We start from the raw sequence: 22,329 nt of genomic DNA, 5'->3' as shown, positions 1-22,329 counted from the left end.
TGGGCGGTTCCGTGCGCTCAACCGCGCCGTACCGCACCGAGCTGGGCCCGGTGCAGGCCGGGGGCGGCGAACCGTTGCGCCACGGTGCGCAGGACGCGGGCCATCGCCTGGGCGGGCGGGGTGGCGGGGCGGGCCGTGGCGTGGGCCAGGAGGATGCGGCGGGTGGGAGCCGGTACGTCGGATGCGAAGGGCAGGAGCCGCACGTCGCTGCGGCGGCTGGTGAGGGCCAGGCGGGGGGCGAGGGCGATGCCCAGCCCGGCGGCGACCATGGCCTGTGCCTCCTGATAGTCGTGCGACGAGTAGGCGATCTGCGGCTCGAAGCCCGCCTGGCGACAGCTTCGGCGCAGGACGTCGGCGACGGGATGGTTGTCGGCGCGAATGATCCACTCCTGGTCGGCGAGGTCGCCCAGTCGCACGGCGGGATGGGTGCGCAGGGGTGAGTCGGCGGGGACGACCAGCACCGTGGGGTCGTCCAGGAGGTGGGTGAGGGAGAGCGCCGGATCGTCGAGGCGGTTCCACTCGTAGTCCCAGAGCAGCCCCTGCTCGACCTCGCCGGTGTGGAGCATCTCCCGGAGTTCCGCGAGGACTCCGGCGCGTACCTCGATACGGATTCCGGTGTGGCGGCGTCGGAAACGGGTGAGTGCGAGGGGCAGCAGGGACGCGCTCGCCGTGGGGAAGGAACCGAGCCGCAGCGTGCCCTGGTCGAGGGCCGTGAAGGAGTCCAAGTCGGCTTGTGCCGCGCGCAGTTCACGGCGGATCGCCTGACCTCGTCCGGCCAGCGCGGCACCCGCCGGGGTGGGGCGGATCCCGCGCGGCAGCCGCTCGATCAGAGGCTGTCCGGCTTCCTGCTCAAGCAGGGACATCTGCTGGGAGGCGGCAGAGGTGGTCATGCCCAGTGCCTCCGCCGCGGCGGTGAGCGACCCGCGTTCGGTGGCCTCGGTGAGCAGCAGCAGTCGGCGCACGTTCAGCATGCCTGCGACTCTAGGCGACTTTAGCTGAGCTAAACCCATGTGAAGCGAACTGCGATTGTTCCGAAGTCACGCCTCTGCGAAGGTCTCCGCAATCGCCGAGCGGTTCACCGGTCCGCCATGCGTCCGTAACCACCGCCTCGGCCTTTCCCTCCCCTCGTTGATCAAGGAAGAGCTCAGACGTGCACACTCCCGCGACCCTGGTGCGTGGCGGCACCAGCAAGTGCTGGCTGTTCAACCAGGTCGACGTCCCCGCCGGCCGTGGCGAACTGGAGAACCTGCTGGTCGCCGCGTACGGCGCCACCGATCCCGTGGAACTGGACGGCGTGGGCGGGGCCACCCCGACCACCTCGAAGGCGGCGGTGGTGAGCGCCTCCCCCGAACCCGGCGTGGACATCGACTATCTCTTCGCCCAGGTGGGCATCGGCACGGGCTCGGTCGAGTGGACGAGCAACTGCGGCAACTGCGCCACGGGGGTCGCGCTGTACGCGGTCGCGAAGGGCATGGTGGCGATCACCGGTGACCGGACTCGGGTGGTCATGCGCAACACCAACACCGGCGCGGTCCTCGAAGGGCTGGTGGACACCACCGGTGGCGTCGTACACCACTTCGGCCGCCAGACCGTACCCGGCACCCGTGCCGGCGGGGTCGCCGTCGGCCTCACCTTCCGCGATCCGGCCGGCGGCACCACCGGTTCACTGCTCCCCACCGGGCAGGCCGCGCAGGACCTGCCGGTCACTGACACAGATCCGGTACGGGTGAGCATGGTGGACGCCGGAGCACCCGTCGTCCTCATCGACGCCCTCGGCACCGGGCGTACCGGCGCCGAGTCACTGGAGCGGATGGGCACGGACGTGCCCTGGTTGCGGACCGTGCGGCACACCGCCGCACCGCTGATGGGGCTGCTCGAGCCCGGCGAAGAACCCGGCGACGCGGTGCCCAAGGTGGGCATGGTGGGCCCGCCGGTGCCGTACACCACCACGCTGGGGGAGCACATAGCGGCCGAGGACTACGACATCTCGGTGCGCATGCTCAGCATGAACGCCCCGCACCCCGCGATCGGCCTGACCTCAGCCGTCGCCGTCGCGGCGGCCGGTCTCGTCGAGGGCTCCGTGGTCGGCCGGACCGCGGGCGGCCCGAGTGAGGAATGGCTGCGTCTCGGCACACCCGCCGGCATCGTCGCGGTCCGCTGCACCGACGTACGGGACGGCCTGCCACGGCGGGTCACCGTGCAGCGCGCGGCACGGCTGCTCGCCGACGCCCGTATCTACGTCCCGGAAGCAGGACGCGTCCACGTCCCGGAAACAGGCCGCACGCAAGCCGCCTGAACTGACACCACCTCGGTCGGCCGGTCCCCCTGCCGTTCGCACCGGGATACCTCTCGCGCCCCCGGGGCGCGCCCCTCCCCATCGCACCAAGGACAAAGATGTCTGCTGAAGTGATCTCCATAGGCGCGCTGCTGGTGATGTTCGTGGTCGGCACGGTGCTGCCGATCAACCTGGGCATCCTCGCCTTCGTCGCCACCTTCGCCGTCGGCACCACCTCGCTCGGCCTCACCGAGGACGAGATCTTCGAGGGGTTCCCGGCGAAGCTCTTCGTCACCATCGTCGGGGTCACCTACCTGTTCTCCGTCGCCCGCCGCAACGGCACCATCGACCGGCTCGTCGCGGCCGGAGTACGGCTGGTGCGCGGCAAGGTCGCGCTCATCCCCTGGGTGCTGTTCCTGGTGGCCGCCCTGCTGACGGCGTTCGGCACCTTCACTCCCGCCGCGGTCGCGATCCTCGCGCCGATCGGCATGAACTTCGCCCACCGCTACAAGCTCAACCCGCTGGTCGTCGGCATGATGGTGATCAGCGGCGGACACGCGGGCGCGTTCTCCCCGCTCGCCGTGTCCGGTGCGCTGGTGCTCGGTCTGGTCGACAAGAGCGAACTCCAGGTCTCCGCCGTGACGTTGTTCACCGCCAGCTTCCTGATCAACCTGGTGCTCTCGGCACTCACCTACGTGCTGCTCGCCAAGCGCGCCGTCCCGGTGGCCGAGGGTTCCGGGGAAGCGGCCGAGGACGAGGACCCGGCCGTGTCCGGCAGGCCCGACTGGCGCCAGTGGCTCACCCTTGCCTGCCTGATGGCGCTCGTGGTCGGCGCTCTCGGCTTCCATCTGGAGATCGGCTTCCTGGCTCTGGCGGCCGGCGCCCTGCTGGCCCTGGTGGACATGAAGCGACAGGAGAAGGCCGTGGACGGCGTCAGCTGGTCCACCCTGCTGCTGGTCGCGGGCATGATGACCTACATCGCGATGCTGGAGAAGGCCGGCGTCATCGAGAACGTCTCCGAGCACGCGGCGGGCATGGGCGCCCCGGTCGTCGTCGCCCTGCTGCTGTGTTTCACCGTGGCCATCACGTCCGCCTTCGCCTCGTCCACGGCGATCCTCACCGCGATCATCCCGATCGCCGTACCGCTGCTGCTCTCCAGTCACCTCAGCGCCGCCGGACTGATCGCCGCTCTCGCCGTCTCCACAACGATCGTCGACACCTCGCCCTTCTCCACCAACGGCGCACTCATCCTCAGCAACGCCCGCGGGGTGGACCCCCGCCGCTTCTACCGCCAGGTCATCGGCTACACCGGCGGAATCGTCGCCCTCGGCCCGGTCGTCGCCTGGGGCACGCTGGTCCTCCCCTGGTCATAGGGAAGGACCCGTCGACACCCCATGAGCTGCGTCAGTGGGCCGTCTCCGAGGCCGCGCCACCCCGCCGGCACACGGCGTCGCGCAGGGATACCGTGCGCATGCGGGATGTCGACCCGGACCCGATGGGGGAGGATATATGCGGGAAGTACGCAGGATGAGCAAGGGGGAACGCCTGTGAGCAGCAGCCCTCCCGGCAAGCTGGGCTACGAGGACGCACCGCCCGACCGTACCGGCCAGGCCGAGGCCTTCGACGCCATCGGCGACCACTACGACGAGGCCTTCCCGCACAAGGAGGGGCAGGTCGCGGCCACCGAGTGGCTCGTGGACTCCCTGCCGGCCGGGTCCCGCGTGCTGGACCTGGGATGCGGCACCGGGCTGCCGACCTCCCGACAGCTGGCCGAGGCGGGTTTCGGGGTCGTCGGCGTCGACCTGTCGGGCGGAATGGTCGCCCTTGCGCGCCGGCACGTGCCCCACGGCACGTTCCACCAGGTGGACCTCGCTGATCTGCGGCCGGGAGGCCCCTGCGACCTCGGCCGGTTCGACGCGGTGGCCGCCTTCTTCTCCCTGCTCATGCTGCCGCGCGCCGAGATCCCCGTCGCCCTGCGGACCGTCCGCCATCTCCTGGTGCCGGACGGCCTGTTCGTCCTGTCGATGGTGGAGGCCGACGTGGACGACTTCACGATCCCCTTCCTCGGAAGGACCATCCGGGTGTCCGGATACCTGCGGGACGAGCTGAGGGAGACCGTCGAGGCGGCCGGCTTCGAGATCGTCGAGGAGGCCTCCTACACCTACGCACCCGCGAGCGCCGACGTGCCGCCCGAGGTGCAGATCTTCCTGCGCTGCAGGCGGCACGACTGACGGTTCCCCCTCCGCCCCCACCGGCAGGGGAACACCCGGACGGAAGCGACGCTGTGACGAAGCACCTGGGAGCTCATGAACACCCCGGCCGCCAGGCCAGGGCGAGCGGGCATGTCACGCCATCGCACCGGCCACAGCTTCTGGGACCGCAGACCGACCGGCTCCGCTACCTCGACGAGGCGACGCGCCGGATCGCCCGCGGCATCGGTCTCGACGAGACGTTGCACGAACTGTGCCGGGCGGCCGTGCCGGCCTTCGCCGACACGGCCTTCGTCCACCTGTCCGAACCGCTGCCGGTCGGGGACGAAGGTCCCGGCTCCCCCACCGTGCTGCGGCTGCACAGCACGGACCGGGCGCCGCCGAGGGGTCCGGCCGCCCGCGGGTCCGGTCTCCCCCCGGAGACCTCGGCGGACGTGAGACCGGCGGACGTCGTACGCCCGGCCGCCGACGGCCGGCTGGCCGAGCTGCTCCAAGCCGGGCGGCCCGTGCCGGGAGACGGCCCGGGAGTCGCTCCCGCCCTGACCGAGTTGCTGGGACCGGTGAGCGTTCCCGGAGCAGCACCACCCGGACCGCGGCTGATCATCGCCCCGCTGCACGGCCGCCGCCACGTCCTGGGCAGCGTCGTCCTCATCCGCCGCGCCGACCGGCCCGCCTTCACCGAAGACGACCTGCTCGTCGCCTCCCAGCTCGCCACCCACACCGCACTCGGCGTCGACAAGGCCGCGCTCTACCTCCGCGAGACATCGGTCGCCGCCGCGCTGCAGCGCACGATGCTCCCTCCGGCACTGCCGCAGCCGGCCGGAGTCCGGCTGGCCAGCCGTTACCTGCCCGCCTCGCGCGCCTCCCAGGTGGGCGGCGACTGGTACGACGCGATCCCGCTGCCCGGCAACCGTGTCGCGCTGGTGATCGGCGACGTCATGGGCCATTCCCTGACGTCGGCCGCCATCATGGGCCAGCTGCGCACCATCGTGCAGACCCTGGCCGGGCTCGACCTTCCTCCCGACGAGGTCCTGCACCACCTCGACGAACAGGCGGAGCGGCTGGGCAGCGAGCACATGGCGACCTGTCTGTACGCGATGTACGACCCGGTCCTGCATCGGCTGCTGGTCGCCAACGCCGGTCACCCACCCCCGGTGCTCCTCCACACGGACGGCCGGCGGGAGGTACTGCCGATCCCGCCCGGGGCTCCGATCGGCGTCGGCAGCGGTGTCTTCGAGTCCACCGAGACGCACGCGCCGTCCGGAGCGACCCTGCTGCTGTACACCGACGGGCTCGTCGAGTCCCGCGACTCGGATGTGCTGTCCGGTGTGGAGCGGTTGTGCGCACACCTGCGTGCCGACGCCGCCGGTTCGGGACGCCCGGCGCTGGAAGCGCTGTGCGACCAGGCACTCGGCTCGCTGGGCACGCGCGACCGCGACGACGACATCGCGCTGCTCGCGGCCCGGTTCGAGGGCATCCTGCCCGAGGCGGTGGCGTACTGGTACATGGCTCCACGCCCACAGACCGCGGGGCAGGCACGTCGGCTGACGCGAAGGACCCTGCACCACTGGGGCCTTGACACGATGGTGGAGCCGGCCGAGCTGCTCGTCAGCGAGGTGGTGGCGAACGCCGTGCGCTTCGCGTCCCGGCCGATCACCCTGCGCCTGCTGCGCACAGACGTACTCCGCTGCGAAGTGGGCGACGACTCACCGCAGGTGCCCAGGATGCGGCACGCCAGGCCGAGCGACGAGGGCGGCCGGGGACTGTTCCTGGTCGATCAGCTGGCGGAGCACTGGGGGGCGACCAGGGTGAGCACGGGCAAGGTCGTCTGGTTCGAGCAGGCACTGCCCGGCCGCGCCTGATCAGGAGCAGGTGCGGGCGTGAGCCGTGTCGCATCGGCACGGGTCGGACTTGCTATGCAACAAGTTGCATAGCACGATCGTCGTCATGGCGCTCGAACACGCGATCCTGGTGTCGCTCCTGGAGAAGCCGGGATCCGGCTATGAGCTGGCTCGGCGTTTCGATCGGTCCATCGGCTACTTCTGGACCGCGACCCACCAGCAGATCTATCGCGTACTGAAGCGCATGGAGAACGACGGCTGGGTCGAAGGCCGGGACGTCCCGCAGCAAGGCCGTCCGGACAAGAAGGAGTACGCCGTCGCCGACCTCGGCCGGGCCGCGCTGTCCTCGTGGTTGCACGATCCGATCGAGCCGGAGAGCGTCCGCCACGACCTGGCCGTGAAGATCAGGGGTGCCGCGTTCGACGACCCGGCCGCCCTGATCCGCGAGGTGGAGCGGCACCGGCATGCGCACCGGGACCGGCTGGCGCACTATCTGGCAGGCGAGGAGCGGGACTTCACGGGGGCCGCAGCGGGCGCGGCCGCTCCGGAAGCGCCACCGGACGCGGAGCGGGAGCTCCAGCACGTCGTACTGCGCGGCGGCATCGCGTACGAGCGGATGATGATCGGCTGGCTGGACGACGTGCTCGCCACGCTGGCCCGGTTCGGCCCGGGCCGCTGACCCGCGGCACCGCACGCGCCACACCTGCTTCTCCTCTCCGGCCGCCCTACCTCTCGATTTCCATCCGCCCACCAGCCGAAAGGGACCCTCACCATGGCTGACCAACTGCTCTTCAACCCGCGCACCTACGACCCCGCGCACTTCGACCCCGAGACGCGCCGCTTGCTGCGTGCCACCGTCGACTGGTTCGAGCAGCGCGGGAAGCGGCAGCTCATCGAGGACTACCGGACCCGCGCTTGGCTGGGTGACTTCCTCGCCTTCGCCGCGAAGGAGGGCCTGTTCGCCACCTTCCTGACGCCGTCGTCCAGTGCCGGGGAAGGGGAGCCGGACAAGCGGTGGGACACCGCCCGTATCGCCGCGCTCAACGAGATCCTCGGCTTCTACGGCCTGGACTACTGGTACGCCTGGCAGGTCACCATCCTCGGCCTCGGCCCGGTCTGGCAGAGCGACAACGCCGCCGCCCGCGCCCGTGCCGCGGAACTCCTCGCGCACGGAGAGGTGTTCGCGTTCGGCCTGTCCGAGAAGGCCCACGGCGCCGACATCTACTCCACCGACATGCTGCTCGAACCCGACGGCGACGGCGGCTTCCGCGCCACCGGCTCCAAGTACTACATCGGCAACGGCAACGCCGCCGGACTCGTCTCCGTCTTCGGCCGCCGCACCGACGTCGAGGGCCCCGAAGGTTACGTGTTCTTCGCCGCCGACAGCCGTCATCCGGCCTACCACCTGGTCAAGAACGTCGTCGACTCGTCCAAGTTCGTCAGCGAGTTCCGTCTGGAGGACTATCCCGTATCCTCCGACGACGTCCTGCACACCGGCCGCGCGGCCTTCGACGCCGCCCTCAACACGGTCAACGTCGGCAAGTTCAACCTGTGCACCGCCTCGATCGGCATCTGCGAACACGCGATGTACGAGGCCGTCACCCACGCCCACAACCGCGTTCTCTACGGCCGACCCGTCACCGCCTTCCCGCACGTGCGGCGCGAACTGACCGACGCGTACGTCAGGCTCGTCGGCATGAAGCTGTTCAGCGACCGTGCTGTCGACTACTTCCGCTCCGCCGGTCCGGACGACCGCCGCTACCTGCTCTTCAATCCGATGACGAAGATGAAGGTGACCACGGAGGGCGAGAAGGTCATCGACCTGATGTGGGACGTCATAGCCGCCAAGGGCTTCGAGAAGGACAACTACTTCAGCCAGGCGGCCGTGGAGATCCGCGGCCTGCCGAAGCTGGAGGGCACGGTCCACGTCAACCTGGCGCTGATCTTGAAGTTCATGCGCAACCACCTCCTCGACCCGGCCGAGTACCCGGAGGTGCCGACCCGTCTCGACGCGGCCGACGACGACTTCCTGTTCCGGCAGGGGCCGGCCCGAGGCCTGGGCTCGGTGCGCTTCCACGACTGGCGCCCGGCCTTCGAGGCGTACGCGCATCTTCCCAACGTCGCTCGCTTGCGTGAACAGGCCGACGCCCTCTGCGAGTTCGTCGCCGCAGCCGCCCCCGACGCGGAGCAGAGCCGCGACCTCGACCTCGTCCTCTCGGTCGGCCAGCTGTTCGCACTCGTCGTGCACGGGCAGCTCGTCCTGGAGCAGGCCGGCCTGACCGGACTCGACGAGGACGTACTCGACGAACTCTTCGCCGTGCTCGTAAGGGACTTCTCCGGGCACGCCGTCGAACTGCACGGCAAGGACTCGGCGACCGAGCAGCAGCAGGAGTGGGCGTTGGCCTCGGTCCGGCGGCCGGTCGTCGACGAGGCACGTACCGAGCGGGTCTGGCAGCGGGTGGAGGCGCTGTCCGGCACGTACGAGATGGCCCCGTAGACGCGCCCGTATGCACCGCCGGTGTCCTGGCCGCGGCCCGGACACCGGCTCCCCGCTCGAACGGCCCGGGTCCCACCGGGCGATTCGTCATCGCAACGGTGCAGATCGGCATGCCGGGTGGCCGTTGCGGCATGGAGCAGGTGACAGGCCAGGGAGCGAGGCTCTGAGCAGCCGCAACGAAAGGCGGCGGACTGCGAAGGAGCGATCTCATGGGCCGATACGATCTCGCCCTCATCGGGTTCGGCGGCGTCAACCGCGCGCTCGCCGAACTCGTGTCCCAGAGCGGGGACCGCCTGGCCAAGGAGCTGGGTTTCGCCCTGCGGGTGGTGGCGATCACCGATCTGCGGGCGGGTTCCCTGGTGGACACCGACGGCATCGACCTGGCGCCGCTGCTGGCCGCCGACCCCGGGGAGCTGAGCTTCGCGGGCCTGCCCGGCGGCAGTGCGGATCCGCGCAACGCGTGGGTGATCCGCGAGGTGCCTGCCGACATCGTCGTGGAGGCGACGTTCACCAACCCCACCGACGGCGAGCCCGCCCTCTCCCACGTGCGCTGGGCCCTGGAATCGGGCAAGCACGTGTGCACCACCAACAAGGGACCGGTCGCACTCGCCGGCCACGCACTGAAGCAGCTGGCCGCCGAGCGTGCTGTCAGCTTCGAGTTCGAGGGCTCGGTCCTCAGCGGCACTCCCGTCCTGCGCACCGCCGAGCGCATGTTCGACGGCCTGGAGATCACCGGCGTCCAGGGCGTCATGAACGGCACCTCGAACTACATCCTGGGCCGCCTCGAAGAGGGCGTCGAACTGCCGGCCGCCATCGCCGAAGCCCAGGACCTCGGGTACGCCGAAGCCGACCCCACCGCCGACATCGAGGGCCACGACGTCCAGCTCAAGGTCATGATCCTGGCCAACGTGGTACTCGGCGCCGACCTGCGCCGCGAGGACGTCTTCTGCGAGGGCATCTCGGCGATCACACCGAACGAAGTGCGGGACGCCGCCCGCAAGGGGCTGCGCTGGAAGCTGGTCGGCTCCGCCAGCCGCCGCGAGGACGGCGGCGTCGACGCCCGCGTCGCCCCGCTGGCCCTGCCGGCACACCATCCGCTGGCGGGGATCTCCGGCCCCCTCAACGCTGTCGCCTTCCACACCGACCTGCTGGGCACCGTCACGGTGTCCGGGCCCGGCGCCGGCCGTATCGAGACCGCCTATGCCCTGCTGTCGGACATCATCGCCATCCACCAGCGCCACGCGGACGACGACACCGCCCCCACGCGCCCCGGCCTCCAGGAGACACACCGTGTCTGAGACCATCGTCGCCCCCGGCGTCGGACTCGGCGCCGGCACGGTGCCCGTGCTCAACCCCTACACCGGCGAGGTCATCGCCTCGGTGCCCGCCGTCGACGCGGGCGCCGTCGGCGGCATCCTCCAGCAGGCCAGGTGCGGGCGCCGCACCGCGGCCGCGCTGTCCCGCGCCTGCCGGGCCGCGGTGCTGGAACGCGCCGCCCACCTGGTCGAGCGGCGCGCCGCGTCCTTCGCCCGGCTGATCGTCAGCGAGGCCGGCAAGACCATCGTCCAGGCCCGCAAGGAAGTCACCCGCGCGGTCAACACCCTGTCCCTGTCCGCGGCCGAGGCACGGCGCAACGCCGGTGAGGTCAGCCCCGGCGGGGCAAGGCATCGCCGCCGGACTTCCCCGAGATCGAGACGACCGCCGACCGCCTGGAGCTGGGCGGACGGTTCGGGATGGAGCACGACGAGTGGCTGCGCCGCCGCCGGCACACCCTGCTGCGCGGCTGGCACTGCGACCACGGCGCGCGCGTCGACCCGCCCGCCGCGACGATCCTGCGCGCCGAGACGGTACCGCCCTACGGCGGCGACACCGCCTGGTCCAACCTGGCGGCGGCGTACGCCGGACTCTCCGCGCCGCTCCGGCAGTTCGTCGACGGGCTGCGGGCCGAGCACCGGCTCGGCGTCGGCTACCAGCCACGGCCCGGCGACGACGCGTACGTCCGTCACCTGCTGGACCGCCAGGTCGCCTCGGTGCACCCCCTGGTGCGCGTCCACCCGGAGACGGGGGAGCGAATCCTGTACGTCAACGGCTACTACGTCGAGCAGATCGCCGGCCTCTCCCGGCCCGAGAGCGCCGCGGTCCTGGAGATGCTGCTGGAGCAGGCGGTCCGGCCCGAGTACACGGTCCGGTTCCGCTGGGAGCCGGGCAGCGTGGCGTTCTGGGACAACCGGGCCACGATGCACCTCGCCCCCGGCGACACCGCCCATCTCGACCATCCCCGGATCATGCACCGCGTGATGCTCGCCGGGGACGTGCCCGTCGGTGTGGACGGCACGGCGTCGGAGCCGATCACCGGCACCGCGCCGGGCCGCTGGTGACCCGGCCCGGCGGAAGGCGATGGTGGCACCGGCGTCAGAAGCCCGGCTGCCATCCCAGGGCCGGGCCCAGCTTCGTCGCCATGTCGGTGAGGATCTGGACGTAGTCCTCGTGCTCGAAGGTGAACGGCAGCGCGAACGCCACCTCCTCCACCTCCCGGAACGCGGCGTGCGCGTGCAGCCGTTCGGCGATCTCCGCCGAGGTGCCCACCAGATCCGGCGCGAACAGCAGCCGTGCCGGGCCCTGGGGCGAGGTCGTCCGGGGAGTGCGCTGGGCGGCGTACTCCTCGTAGCGTGCGCGCTGCTCGGGCGAGGCGCCGTCCGTGGGGATGACGACCAGGCCCTGCGAGACCCGGGCCGCCTCGCCGTCGGGGTGGGCGGCGCGGAAGGCGCGGATCTGCGCGAGCTGCATCTCCGCGAAGTCGTAGGGGCCCTCGGCCTCTTCGGCCTTGACGACACTGCTGGTGAGGAGGTTCATGCCGTGCTCGCCCGCCCACCGGGCCGACCGCAGGCTGCCGCCGCCGTACCACAGGCGGCTCCCCAAGCCGGGGGACTGAGGCTGCACCCGGTCGGAGAAGACCTCGAAGCCCTCGACCCCGCTGAAGTCCGTCACCGGCTCGCCCCGCACGGCCGCGAGCAGCCGCTCCACGCGCCCGTAGCCGAAGTCCTCCGCGCCGGCCGTGTCCGGGTAGAGCGCGCCCTTGACCTGGTCGAAGTGCAGGGGTGGGCCCACGCTCACGCCCGGGTTGAGCCGGCCGCCCGACAGCAGGTCCACGGTGGCCAGGTCCTCGGCCAGCCGCAGCGGGTTCTCCCAGCCGAGCGGGGTGACCGCCGTGCCCAGCTCGATGCGGCGGGTGCGCTGGGACGCCGCCGCCAGGACGGCGACCGGGGAGGAGATGCCGTACTGAAGATGCCGGTGACGCACCCACGCGCTGTCGAAACCGAGCCGCTCGCCCAGCTCGATGATCTCCAGCGTCGACTCGTGACCTCGGCGCGGATCCGCCGCGTCGAACAGTCCGATGGTCAGGAAGCCCAGCTTGCGCAGCGGTCGTGAGGTCGGCGGCATGAACCCTCCGTCATTGAAACTTCAATGGCCTGTGGTGTGTCAACTCCGCGGAGGCCCGTGCTGTTCCCGTTCCGTCCGGTCAGCGCAGCGGAATCGTCACCTCGTCCTCGACCGGCGGGTCGGCCTCCTGGGCGCGGTTGCCGGTGGCCGCGTAACAGCGCAGCCGGACCGACTCCGGGGAGACGTCCAGACGCAGGAAGCACTTGAAGAACGGCGGGCTGTACGTCGCCGAGCCCGGCGAGAACAGCGACGTGTAGATCTTCCGCACGGGCAGCCGGAACCGCTTCGCCTTGTCGGGGCGGCGGCCGGTGCCGAGCAGCCCCGCGACCAGGCGGACGCGCCGGGTGACGCGGGTCGAGGCGCCCGGTGTCCGAGTGGGCTTGATGCCGAGACGCTCGGCGATCACGGCCGTCGCCTCGGCCTCGGTGAGCGTGAAGAAGCGGCGCATCCGCAGCCGGCGGCCGTAGAGCCGGCTGTAGAAGGCCAGGGAGTCGCCGCGCAGCGGGTAGCAGCGGAAGTCCCCCTCGGTGACGCCGGCGACGTTGACGCGGGGGATCGTGTGGGTGGCGTGCATGAACGCGCCGCCCCCGCCCGCGACGACGTACTGGAGGGTGCGGCCGTCGTCCAGCCGCACCGGGTAGCGCTGGTAGTTGTGGATGTCGCCGCCGATCGCGGCCACGTAGTGGTGGTCCGGGTCGCGGACGATCGCGTCGACGGTCCCGCCCCCTTCGATGGCGCACGGCTCGCACCGGCCGTCCACGTACAGCGGCGAGCCGGTGACCAGGATCTTCGGGCGGGGCCCCCGGGAGACCGCGCGCAGCCAGGCGCCCTGCTCGGCGTCGAGGGCGCCGAGCAGACCCGTGTCGATGCCGACGATCCGCACCGGCCCGGCGTCGATCGCCCAGTACGGGCCCGGCTGGACGGCCTGCTGGTCGGCGGCGGAGCGTTGACTGCGCGCCTCGTCGAGGCGCCGGCCGTCGTCCGGGCCCGGCCGGTGCCACAGCAGCGACCGCAGCCAGGCCCGGGTGAGCGGGCGCGGCCGGGGCTCGGGCGACAGGGGCGGGGCGTCGTCGCAGAAGACGCGCATGAAGCCGCCGAGGTCCTCGTACCAGTCGTGGTTGCCGGGGATCGCGTAGATCGGCGCCGGGTAGTCGCGGTAGGGGCGGAAGAACTTGGTGTCGTAGTCGTCCGCACTGCCCACCGGGTAGATCACGTCACTGGCCAGCACGGCGAAGCGCGTGTCCTGACCGGCCCTCAGCAGGCCCGGCACCACGGCGTACTGGGGGTCGTCACCCTCACCGGTGTCACCGATGACCAGGAACGAGAACCGGTCCGGGTCGTCGCGCCGGATCACCTTGTCGGCCGGTGCGCCGAAGGCCGCCCGCTGCGCCACCCAACGGCTGCGCGTCCCGCCGGTCGGGTCCCCGAGCCAGGAGGCGAGCACGCCGTTGCGGGCGACCCACAGCATCCTGGGGTTCAGCCAGGAGATCTTCTCGGTCTTCAGGGGCATCAACCGCTGGTACGCGCCTCGTTCGGTGGTGCCCCAGCCGGCGCCTTCGGCGGTATCGCGTGAGGAGTCAGACACCGGTGCACGGTAACAACCGGCTCATGAACCGCCCCGAGGCGGGCTGTTCACCGTTCGCGCGCGGACGAGGCCGCTGCACGCCACGAAGGACGCCCCCCGGCCGGGGAGTTGACGGCCGGGGCTGCCCTGCGGGATGCGGCGGACCGCTCGCCCAGCACGAGCAGCGGATCGAACATCACCACGACCCCGGCCAGCAGCAGGAAGACGACCGGGCCCAGCAGCATCGGCAGCAGCAGGGACGTGGGTGAGTCGCCCTCCCAGGTCCCGCCGGTCATGTCGTGCACATGGACGCTGACGGCGGCCATGCCCGTGTAGTGCATCCCGGACACCGCCACGCCCATCACCAGGCTCGCCCCGAGGCTTGTCAGGAAGCCGCGGATGGTGACGGCCGCCCACAGCGCCGCCGTTGCGGCACCGATGGCGATCAGCACGGACAGCGCGACACCGACCGGGTCGTAACCGACCTCGCCGTTCAGCCGCATCGCCGCCATGCCGAGGTAGTGCATGCCCGCGACGCCCAGGCCGGTGAGCGCTCCCGCCACCGCCAGCGTGGCTCCGCTCGCGCCGCGGAGACCGACGATGAAGACGCCGACGCCCACCACGGCGACGGCCACGACGAGACTGAGCACCGTCGTGGCCGCGTCGTACCGGACCCGGGTCTCCTCCACGTGGAAGCCGATCATGGCGATGAAGTGCATCGTCCAGATGCCGCAACCGATGGAGGCGGCGCCTAACGCCAGCCAGCCCGCCCTGAAGGAACGCGCGTCGAGCAGCGAGCGCACGATGCACCGCAGCCCCAGCGCCCCTCCCAGACAGGCCATCAGATAGGCCGCCACCGGGGTCACCGCACCGTAGCGGAACCCGTCGACCGTGCCGTCCATGAGCCAACTCCCCCCGATTCATGGCTGGTTCTCAGCAAGGTCTACGCGCAGGGATCGCATGAGAGCAAGCCCTTACCGTCGGTAGGCGGGCAACTCCTCCTCAGCAGATCCCGATTGGGGTCAGAATGTACGCTTCAGCAGGTCGAGCAGCGCCGACCAGTGCCGCTCGGCGCCCTCCTGGTGGTACGAGGCGGTGTCGGCCTGGGTGAAACCGTGGGGCGCCCCCGTGTACACCTCGCACCGGTGGCGCACGCCCGCCGCCGTCAGAGCCTCCTCCAGGCGCTCGATCTGCTCCTCGGGCAGCGAGGGGTCCTGGTCGGCGTGGCCGAAGTACAGCTCGGCGGTGATCCTGCCGGCCACCAGGTGAGGGCTGTCCGGGGCGTCCGTGGCCAGCCGTCCGCCGTGGAAGCCGGCCGCGGCCGCGACCCGCTCCGGACAGGTGCCCGCCGTGAGCAGCGAGAGCCGGGCGCCCATGCAGTAGCCGGTCAGCGCGACCGGACCGTCGGCAACGGCCGGGCAACCGGCCAGCCAGCTCAGATACGCACCGGCGTCGCGCATCGCCAGGTCGGGCGTCAGAGCCTGCATGACCGGCACGATGCGCTCGAAGATCTCCGGGCGCGCCCCCGGGTCGATGAACTCGGGCAGGTCGAACAGCGGGGCGCGACCGTGCCGGTAGAACACGTTCGGCACCAGCACCGCGTAGCCCTCGGCGGCCAGCCGGTCCGCCATGGACCGCAGCTGCGGGCGCAGACCGAAGGCGTCCATGAAGACCAGGACCGCCGGGTGGGCGGCCCCGTCGGCGGGGTGGGCCAGATACGCGTCGGCGGTGCCGTCCCCGGTGGGGATGTCGACAGCGGTTCCCTGTACGGCCGTCATGGCTGGGCTGCCTCTCTGCGGGGTGGAAACCAGGAACCCGTCCGCGTGACCGGGCGGATCACGGGCATCGTGACACGCCCGTTCCCGGGGCAACTCGCCCGCCCCCGGCACGTGGTTGAACTGTGAACGGCCCTTGGTTCGCGTTTTACTCGAACCGCGAGGGGTCGCCCGCGCCGATCCGCACGATCTCGGCCTCCCCGCCGGAGAAGTCGACGACCGTCGTCGGCTCCGTCCCGCAGTCACCGGAGTCGACGACCCCGTCCAGCACGTGGTCGAGCAGGTCCTTGATCTCCCAGCCCTGTGTCATCGGCTCCTCCTCGCCGGGCAGCAGCAGCGTGCTGGACAGCAGCGGCTCCCCGAGCTCGGCGAGGAGGGCCTGCGTGACGACGTGGTCGGGGATGCGCACACCGACGGTCTTCTTCTTGGGGTGTTGCAGCACACGCGGCACCTCCTTCGTCGCGGGCAGGATGAACGTGTAGCTGCCCGGCGTCGACGCCTTGATCGCGCGGAACACGTCGTTGTCGATCCGCACGAACTGGCCGAGCTGGGCGAAGTCCTGGCACACGAGAGTGAAGTGGTGCCGGTCGTCCAGCTTGCGGATCGTACGGATCCGGTCGATGCCGTCACGACTGCCGAGGCGGCAGCCCAGTGCGTAACAGGAGTCCGTGGGGTACGCGACAAGAGCGTCGGCACGGATGCTGTCGGCGATCTGGCCGATGGTGCGGGCCTGGGGATTGTCGGGGTGCACGTCGTAGTACTTCGCCATCCACCGAGCTTATGCCGCCGGTCCGGGTCGGCGGCGCAGGAGGGGGCCGGGCCCGGGGACACGGGCCCCCGCCGTCCGGCGTCCGGGCCCGGCAGGAGAGCCCCGCGGACGTGAGGTAACGTCCCCGACCGGTGTGCCGAAGCGGCGCGAGAAGTGAGGGGAAGGCCCAGGTGGCTGGCCGAGAGGACGGGAACCGGCAGCAGGAGACGCAGCCCGGTACGGGCCCGGCGTGGGCGGCGGAACTGCTGGAGCATCTGCGCCCGGCCGGACGCGACGTCCGCAGAGTCGTCGCCTGGCTCTCCGGCACCGTGAGCGCGACCGTCGCCCTGCAGGACGCCGCCGGGAACCTCGTCGCCGGAAACCGGCTCCCCCTGGACGAGGACCTGGTCGCGGACATCACCGCCGGCCGGATCGCCTCCGCGGCCTGGCAGAGCCGCGAACGCCACCTGCGCCTGGTCAGGGTGGAGCACCCGTCCCACGCGTGCGTGCTCGCCGTCTCCCGGGACAGCCCCTTCGACCGGCGGGCCTCCGACATCGTCACCCACACCGCCCAGGTGATCGAGCTGCTGCTGACGGTGAACGATTCGAACGCGGCCGGGCACCGGCTGCGCCGGGCCACCGCCGACCTGCGCCTGGCGATCCTGCAACTGCTCATGGTCGAGGACACGATCGCCGCGCGCCGCGTCGCCGCGGGACTCTGGCCCGGCCTGCTCGACGCCGAGACGGCGAGCGTGTACGTCGTCGAGTCCGACCCCGCCGCACGCGACCGCATCGCCGAGGAGTGCCTGGACAGCACCCGGGAGGACGCCCTGGTCGTCCGCTGCCCGGCCATGGACGGCCACGTGATCGTCGTCGGCCCCCGGGAGGCCACGGGCGATGCCCTGCGGTCCCTGGTCCGGCGGCACCCCGGCCTCTTCCTCGGCGGCAGCGTCCGGCAGAGCCTCGCCCGGACCGCCACCTCCTACGGACAGGCCGTCAGCGCCCTCGCCGTCGCACACTTCCGGCCCGACAAGACGGCCGTCTACGCCGAGCGCACCCACCCCGAACGCCTCATGGACCCGGTGGCGCTGCGCGGCTGGACGTCCCGGGTGCTGCGGCCGCTGGACAGCCTGCCGCACCACACCCGCGCCGAACTCCTCGCCACCAGCCGGCTCGGCCTGGAGTTCACCGCAGTCAACGCCGCCAAGGTCCTCGGCGTCAGCCGCAACACCGTCCGCGCCCGTATGGAACGCGTCGAGACCCTGCTCGGCACCGACTTCACCGACCTCACGGCCCGGGCCGTCGTCCACCTGGCGCTCAACACCCAGATCGGCCTGCCCGACACCCCGCACGCCGACGGCACCGAGGACCCCGGGCTGGGGCTCGCCGACCTGCTGTCCGGTCCCACCGTGCGCACCTGGGCGCATGACCTGCTGGGCCGGCTGGACGCCGACACCAGGAACCCCCGCCGGACGCTGCGCACCTGGATCACCGCCGGCGGCAACGCCGAACGGGCCGCTCAGGCCCTCGGCGTGCACGCCCAGACCGTGCGCGAACACGTCCGCAGCGCCGAACCCGTCCTGGAACGCCAGCTTCTCGCCGCAGGCACCGACCTGTACGAGGTCGTGCTGGCGCACCTGGCCGTCGGCGACCTCGACCTGCCGGAACTCCGGCGCCCCGCATGAGCCGGTTCTCCGCCGGGACAACCGCTCGGCCGGGTCCGGACGGGACGAAACCGGGCCATCCGGACTCAGCTGTGCACGGGTGAGCCCCGCAGAGCATGCAGTGGGCATCGACACGGTTCACAAGGCCACAGCCCTGGACGTAGGTTCAACCAACAGCGGGGGCACGACCGGAACGGGGGACCGGTCGCGCTCCCGCGCGCTGCCCTCACACGGCGACGCCCGCCGGTGCGTCAGCCCCGCAGCCGCACCGGGATCTCCTGCCAGCCGAACGCGATGAACGACGGCACCTGCCGCAGACCCTCGTCGCCTTCGGCCAGGCGCAGGCCGGGGAACCGCTCGAACAGCGCCGGCAGCGCGGTCAGCGCCTCCAGCCGGGCCAGCGGCGCCCCGATGCAGCGGTGCACGCCGATCCCGAACGCCAGATGGTCGTCGGCGCCCCGCGCGGCGTCGAACCGGTCGGCATCCGGCCCGTAGCGCTCCGGATCGAGCCCCGCGGCGGCGTACGTCGTGATGATGGCGTCGCCGGCCGGGATCGTCACCCCACCGACGGCGAGGTCGGTGACGGCGAACCGCAGCGGCAGCGACGCGATCGACGGGTGCGCGCGCAAGGTCTCGTCGACGACCGCGTCCCAGCCGATCTCGCCCGAACGCACGGCCGCCAGCTGCCCCGGACTGCGGAGCAGGGCGACCACCGCGTTGCCTATCAGGTTCACCGTCGTCTCGAATCCGGCGCCGATCACCAGCAGGAGCGTGTACAGCAACTCCTCCTCGCTCAGCCGGTCGCCGTCCTCGTCCCGGACCCGGATCAGCTCCGTCGTCATGTCGTCCCCGGGGTGCGCGGCCCGGTGCGCGATCAGCGCGGGCAGCACCGTCCCGATCTGCCGCTGCACGGACGCCGCGCGCTCCGGGCTCGGGTCGGAGGTGTCCATGAGGGCCGCGATGAGCCGGCTGGTGTCCTCCCACAACTCCTCCGGCACGCCCATCAGTTCGCAGATCATCCGCATCGGCAGCGGATGGGCGAGCCCCGCCTTGACGTCGACGACCTCACCGTCGGCCGCCTCCAGCGCGGCCAGCAGCTCCGCCGTGATCGCCTCCACCCGGGGCCGCATCGCCTCGGTGCGCCGGTGCGTGAAGCTGGGCGCGACCAGCTTGCGCAGCCGGGTGTGGTCCGGGCCGTAGGCGGACAGCATGTTGACCACGCCGACCCAGCCCAGGATCCAGCCCCAGGAGGGGTGTTCACCGATCTCGGGCCAGAGCCGCCAGTGCAGCCGCGGGTCCTTGCTGACCCGCGGGTCGAGGATGAGCTCCTTCAGCGTGTCGTAGCGCGTCGGCGCCCAGGCGGGGACACCGCCGGGCAGCTCCACCGGCACGACCGGGCCGAGCCCGCGCAGCCGGGCACTCTCGGCGGCGATGTCGGCTCCTAACGGGTCCAGGGCGATGCGGTCGGTCACGGTCACGGTCGTCCTCCAGGCTGGTCGGGGGAGCGGGGGCTGAAACGGACGGGCAGCGCGGTCAGCGAGCGGTGGAACGGCCCGGGGCGCCACGTCAGGCGCTCGCGCGGCAGCACGGGTTCGAGGTCGGGCAGCCACTGGGTGAGCCGTTCGATCGCCTCGGTGGCGATGAGCAGGGTGTGCTGCTTGACGGGGCAGGCGTGCGGGCCCGCCGACCAGGACAGGTGCGAGGCGTCGGACGGCTGCCGGGCCGCCCCGCGCTCCCGCTCGGCCGCTTCGGCAAGCGCCCCGTAGGAGATCACCACCGGTACAGCGGCCCTGATCCGGGCCCCGTGGAAGGAGACGGCCGTACGGGCGTAGTGGATGCCGTAGTTGGCGAGCGGCGTCTCGTGGTGCAGGACCTCCAGTACCGCGTCCGTCACCGGGCGGGCGCCGCTGGTGAGTGTCGAGTAGTAGGCCGGGTTGCCCAGGATCCGGGACAGCGCGTTGGACACCAGGTTGGCCGTCGGCTCGTGCCCCGCGCCGAGGGTGAGGAACACCTGCCAGGTGACCTCCTCGGGCGTCAGCCCCGCCGGGTGGTCCAGCAACCAGCTCGGCAGGTCGTCGCCGCGCCGTTCGGTCTTGGCGGTGATCAGCTCCAGCACGTACCCGCCGAACTCGGCCTCGCCCTGCGCCGCCCGGGCGCCGCCCTCGATCAGCCTGCCCAGCGCGGCGTTCAGCCGGTCGCTCGCGCTGTCCGGCAGCCCGAACAGGCTGTTGAACACCAGCGCCATCAGCGGCCGGGTGAACTCGCCCACCAGGTCGGCCTCGCCGCGCGGCCCGATCCGGCTCACCAGCAGGTGCACCGCCCGGTGCACCCGGGCCCGCAGATCGTGCGGCTCCACCAGGTCGAAGGCGTCGATGAGCGAGGTGCGGTAGCGCAGGTGGGAGCCACCGTCGGCGAACAGGGTGTTGGGCCGCCAGCGCATCATGCCCAGCACCGGCGAGTCGTCGGGGACGGTCGCCTCCCACGGCCGGGGATCGTGCGAGAACGTCTCCGTGTCGTGCAACAGCTCCAGCGCCGCCCGTCGGTCGGTGACGACGTACGCCGGGACACCGGGCGCCAGTTCCGCCCAGCCGACCGGCCCGTGGGCGCGCAGGGCGGCGTAGTAGGGGTGGGGATCGCGGGCGAAGCCGTCCTCCCACAGGCGGACGGGCACGGCGAGGGGGAAGGCCTGCTCGGTGGGGGACGGGTGGGTCACCGGGGCTCCGGGGGAGGGTTGTGGTCGATCAGGTGCTGCACCAGCGCCAGCAGGGCGTCGACCGAGGAGTCCGCCTCCCGCGCGTCGCAGGTCACCATCGGGGTCATGGGCTCCAGGTCCAGGGCGGCGCGCAGTTGGTCGGGCGTGTGGTGGCGGGGGGCGTCCGGGAAGCTGTTGAAGGCGACCGCGTACGGCAGTCCGGTCTCCTCCACCAGCTCCAGCACGTCGAACGAGGCGTCGATCCGGCGGGCGTCGACCAGCACGAGCGCGCCGAGCGCCCCGTAGGCGATGTCGTCCCACAGCGGCCGGAACCGCTCCTGGCCGGGCGTGCCGAACAGGTACAGCACGATGCCGCCCGGCAGGCTGATCCGGCCGAAGTCGACGGCGACCGTGGTGGTCGACTTGTCCCGTACGCCGGAGAGGTCGTCGACCCCCGCGGAGGCCTCGGTGAGCTGCTCTTCTGTGTGCAGCGGGCGGATCTCGGAGACGGAGCGGATCAGGGTGGTCTTGCCCACCCCGAACGGCCCGGCGATCAGGATCTTCACCAAGTCCTGGGCGGTGTCGGGGAGATGGACGTCCGTACCGCCGGACCGGTCGTCAACGGTGCTTGAGGTCGCGGAGGCCATCGGCCACTCTTTTCAGCAGGTCGGGGTCGAAGCGCCGGGCGCGCGGGATCGGCGCGCGGGCCAGAATCAGGCCGCGGTCGAGGAGGTCGGCGGCCAGCACGAGCACCGCGGAGACGGGCAGCCGCAGCAGGGCGGCGGCCTCCAGCACCGTCAACGACCCGTACTCCAGCTCCTCCAGCAGGGCCGCCTGGGCGGCGGGCAGTCCCGCGGGGGCCGGCTCACCGCTGCCGGTGAGGACGGACAGCCGCTCCAGATGGGCACGGCTGGGCCGCGCCACCCCGCCGGTCGACAGGTACGCGGGAACCAGGGGACGGCCGCCTCGGCGGCCCGTCATGCCGGCGTGTCGCCGTCGGCACCTCGGGGCCCGGCGGCCATGGCCTTCTCGCCCAGCCGCGCCACCTGCGAGTGCACCCGGTGGGCGAGCAGGTCCAGTCGCACCTCGGGATCGCCGTACGCGGCGACGCAGGTGCCGTGGTCCGTCGGCACGATGAGCACATAGCCGTGGTCCGACTCGATGACGACCTGCCGGATCTCGGCCCGGTCGGTGTCGGCGAACGCCGCCGCCGCGGTACGGCAGGCGCCCTGCACGGTGCTGGTGATCGCCGCGACCCGCTCGGCCGACGGCCGCGACAGCGCGTCGGTGTAGCCCGTGACGAGTCCGTCCCTGGTCAGCAGGGCGGCGGCCACGACGTGCGGCACCTCCAGGACCGGTTCGAGCACCCATGCCGTGTCCCCCGTTGCGCGGCTGGTCATCGAGCCGTTCCCCCTTCGTCGTCGTTGCTGTGGGCGTCCTCGGACGCCGGGTCGGCCGTGGTCACGGCCGGGGCACCCTCAGGTACGGCTGGGACGGCGCCGGTGTTCGACCCGGCGGCGAACCGCGCCGCCGCGGTACCCGACTGGAGGGCGCCGAGGGCGGCGGCGGACTCCTCGGGGCGGCGCGGGCGGCGCTGGGGCGGGCCTTCGGCCGCGGCGGGG

The 22,329-nt window shown here is 72.0% G+C and carries 19 protein-coding genes and 3 pseudogenes; 10 read left to right on the top strand and 12 right to left on the bottom strand.

Annotation, left to right across the window (positions count from 1 at the left end; genetic code table 11):
* Positions 1 to 17 precede the first annotated feature (17 nt).
* Positions 18 to 971: a LysR family transcriptional regulator gene (locus GTY56_RS03845; protein WP_161362460.1), complete on the bottom strand. Its 954-nt coding sequence runs from the start codon at positions 969 to 971 to the stop codon at positions 18 to 20.
* Positions 972 to 1,150: 179 nt separating this feature from the next.
* On the opposite strand from GTY56_RS03845, the gene GTY56_RS03840 reads away from it, so the two are divergent.
* The 9 genes and pseudogenes from GTY56_RS03840 to GTY56_RS03800 form a co-directional block, all read left to right on the top strand.
* Entirely contained in the window at positions 1,151 to 2,296 is a 1,146-nt protein-coding gene (locus GTY56_RS03840; RefSeq protein ID WP_161362459.1) for a PrpF domain-containing protein, read from the top strand.
* Between the two features lie 98 nt (positions 2,297 to 2,394).
* Complete coding sequence (locus GTY56_RS03835; protein ID WP_202509705.1) at positions 2,395 to 3,648, top strand: SLC13 family permease; 1,254 nt, start codon at positions 2,395 to 2,397, stop codon at positions 3,646 to 3,648.
* Between the two features lie 174 nt (positions 3,649 to 3,822).
* The gene (locus tag GTY56_RS03830) at positions 3,823 to 4,506 is read left to right on the top strand and encodes a class I SAM-dependent DNA methyltransferase (protein WP_346345407.1); all 684 of its coding nucleotides are present in this window, start codon (positions 3,823 to 3,825) and stop codon (positions 4,504 to 4,506) included.
* 53 nt (positions 4,507 to 4,559) lie between these two features.
* Positions 4,560 to 6,347 (top strand): SpoIIE family protein phosphatase, encoded by a 1,788-nt coding sequence (locus GTY56_RS03825; RefSeq protein WP_524540072.1) that lies wholly within the window; start codon positions 4,560 to 4,562, stop codon positions 6,345 to 6,347.
* 85 nt (positions 6,348 to 6,432) lie between these two features.
* A complete protein-coding gene (locus GTY56_RS03820; RefSeq protein ID WP_161362455.1) occupies positions 6,433 to 7,005 on the top strand; it encodes a PadR family transcriptional regulator in 573 nt (190 codons plus the stop codon).
* A 93-nt stretch (positions 7,006 to 7,098) separates the two neighbouring features.
* Positions 7,099 to 8,823, top strand: a complete 1,725-nt coding sequence (locus GTY56_RS03815) for an acyl-CoA dehydrogenase family protein (protein WP_161362451.1) — start codon at positions 7,099 to 7,101, stop codon at positions 8,821 to 8,823.
* Positions 8,824 to 9,032: 209 nt separating this feature from the next.
* The gene (locus GTY56_RS03810) at positions 9,033 to 10,121 is read left to right on the top strand and encodes a homoserine dehydrogenase (RefSeq protein ID WP_161362449.1); all 1,089 of its coding nucleotides are present in this window, start codon (positions 9,033 to 9,035) and stop codon (positions 10,119 to 10,121) included.
* Positions 10,024 to 10,425, top strand: a pseudogene (locus GTY56_RS03805) (aldehyde dehydrogenase family protein); the annotation flags it as partial. The gene GTY56_RS03810 and the pseudogene GTY56_RS03805, both read left to right, overlap by 98 nt.
* A 47-nt stretch (positions 10,426 to 10,472) precedes the next feature.
* Positions 10,473 to 11,201 (top strand): annotated as a pseudogene (locus tag GTY56_RS03800) (TauD/TfdA dioxygenase family protein); the annotation flags it as partial.
* Positions 11,202 to 11,235: 34 nt separating this feature from the next.
* Here GTY56_RS03800 and GTY56_RS03795 read toward each other — a convergent pair.
* The 5 genes from GTY56_RS03795 to GTY56_RS03775 form a co-directional block, all read right to left on the bottom strand.
* On the bottom strand, positions 11,236 to 12,264 hold the full coding sequence (locus tag GTY56_RS03795; RefSeq protein WP_161362447.1) for an LLM class flavin-dependent oxidoreductase: 1,029 nt from the start codon (positions 12,262 to 12,264) through the stop codon (positions 11,236 to 11,238).
* Positions 12,265 to 12,343: 79 nt separating this feature from the next.
* Complete coding sequence (locus GTY56_RS03790; RefSeq protein WP_161362445.1) at positions 12,344 to 13,849, bottom strand: metallophosphoesterase; 1,506 nt, start codon at positions 13,847 to 13,849, stop codon at positions 12,344 to 12,346.
* A 47-nt stretch (positions 13,850 to 13,896) separates the two neighbouring features.
* Entirely contained in the window at positions 13,897 to 14,730 is an 834-nt protein-coding gene (locus GTY56_RS03785) for an MHYT domain-containing protein (protein WP_161362443.1), read from the bottom strand.
* A gap of 120 nt (positions 14,731 to 14,850) precedes the next feature.
* Entirely contained in the window at positions 14,851 to 15,606 is a 756-nt protein-coding gene (locus GTY56_RS03780; protein WP_161362441.1) for a dienelactone hydrolase family protein, read from the bottom strand.
* 145 nt (positions 15,607 to 15,751) lie between these two features.
* Positions 15,752 to 16,372 carry an L-threonylcarbamoyladenylate synthase gene (locus tag GTY56_RS03775; RefSeq protein WP_161362439.1) on the bottom strand — a complete coding sequence of 207 codons (621 nt, stop codon included), beginning with the start codon at positions 16,370 to 16,372 and terminating at the stop codon, positions 15,752 to 15,754.
* 170 nt (positions 16,373 to 16,542) lie between these two features.
* Here GTY56_RS03775 and GTY56_RS03770 point away from each other — a divergent pair, with 170 nt between their 5' ends.
* Positions 16,543 to 18,036 carry a helix-turn-helix domain-containing protein gene (locus tag GTY56_RS03770; protein ID WP_161362437.1) on the top strand — a complete coding sequence of 498 codons (1,494 nt, stop codon included), beginning with the start codon at positions 16,543 to 16,545 and terminating at the stop codon, positions 18,034 to 18,036.
* Between the two features lie 230 nt (positions 18,037 to 18,266).
* On the opposite strand, the gene GTY56_RS03765 is transcribed toward GTY56_RS03770, so the two are convergent.
* The 6 genes and pseudogenes from GTY56_RS03765 to GTY56_RS03740 all read right to left on the bottom strand — a co-directional run.
* Positions 18,267 to 19,493, bottom strand: a complete 1,227-nt coding sequence (locus GTY56_RS03765) for a cytochrome P450 (RefSeq protein WP_161362435.1) — start codon at positions 19,491 to 19,493, stop codon at positions 18,267 to 18,269.
* The gene (locus GTY56_RS03760; protein WP_161362433.1) at positions 19,490 to 20,728 is read right to left on the bottom strand and encodes a cytochrome P450 family protein; all 1,239 of its coding nucleotides are present in this window, start codon (positions 20,726 to 20,728) and stop codon (positions 19,490 to 19,492) included. The genes GTY56_RS03765 and GTY56_RS03760 overlap by 4 nt, the downstream gene beginning before the upstream one ends.
* Positions 20,725 to 21,354 carry a GTP-binding protein gene (locus GTY56_RS03755; protein WP_161362431.1) on the bottom strand — a complete coding sequence of 210 codons (630 nt, stop codon included), beginning with the start codon at positions 21,352 to 21,354 and terminating at the stop codon, positions 20,725 to 20,727. Before GTY56_RS03755 ends, GTY56_RS03760 begins: the two co-directional genes overlap by 4 nt.
* Entirely contained in the window at positions 21,326 to 21,688 is a 363-nt protein-coding gene (locus tag GTY56_RS03750) for a DUF742 domain-containing protein (protein WP_161362429.1), read from the bottom strand. The genes GTY56_RS03755 and GTY56_RS03750 overlap by 29 nt, the downstream gene beginning before the upstream one ends.
* A complete protein-coding gene (locus GTY56_RS03745) occupies positions 21,685 to 22,107 on the bottom strand; it encodes a roadblock/LC7 domain-containing protein (protein WP_107459058.1) in 423 nt (140 codons plus the stop codon). The genes GTY56_RS03750 and GTY56_RS03745 overlap by 4 nt, the downstream gene beginning before the upstream one ends.
* Positions 22,104 to 22,329: pseudogene (locus GTY56_RS03740) on the bottom strand (ATP-binding protein); the annotation flags it as partial. The pseudogene GTY56_RS03740 and the gene GTY56_RS03745, both read right to left, overlap by 4 nt.

Origin of the sequence: Streptomyces sp. SID5643 (assembly GCF_009872555.1) — a bacterium.
GTDB lineage: Bacteria > Actinomycetota > Actinomycetes > Streptomycetales > Streptomycetaceae > Streptomyces > Streptomyces iakyrus.
The sequence above is the reverse complement of the archived record's forward strand: the minus strand, read 5'-3'. Positions and strand labels throughout refer to the sequence as shown.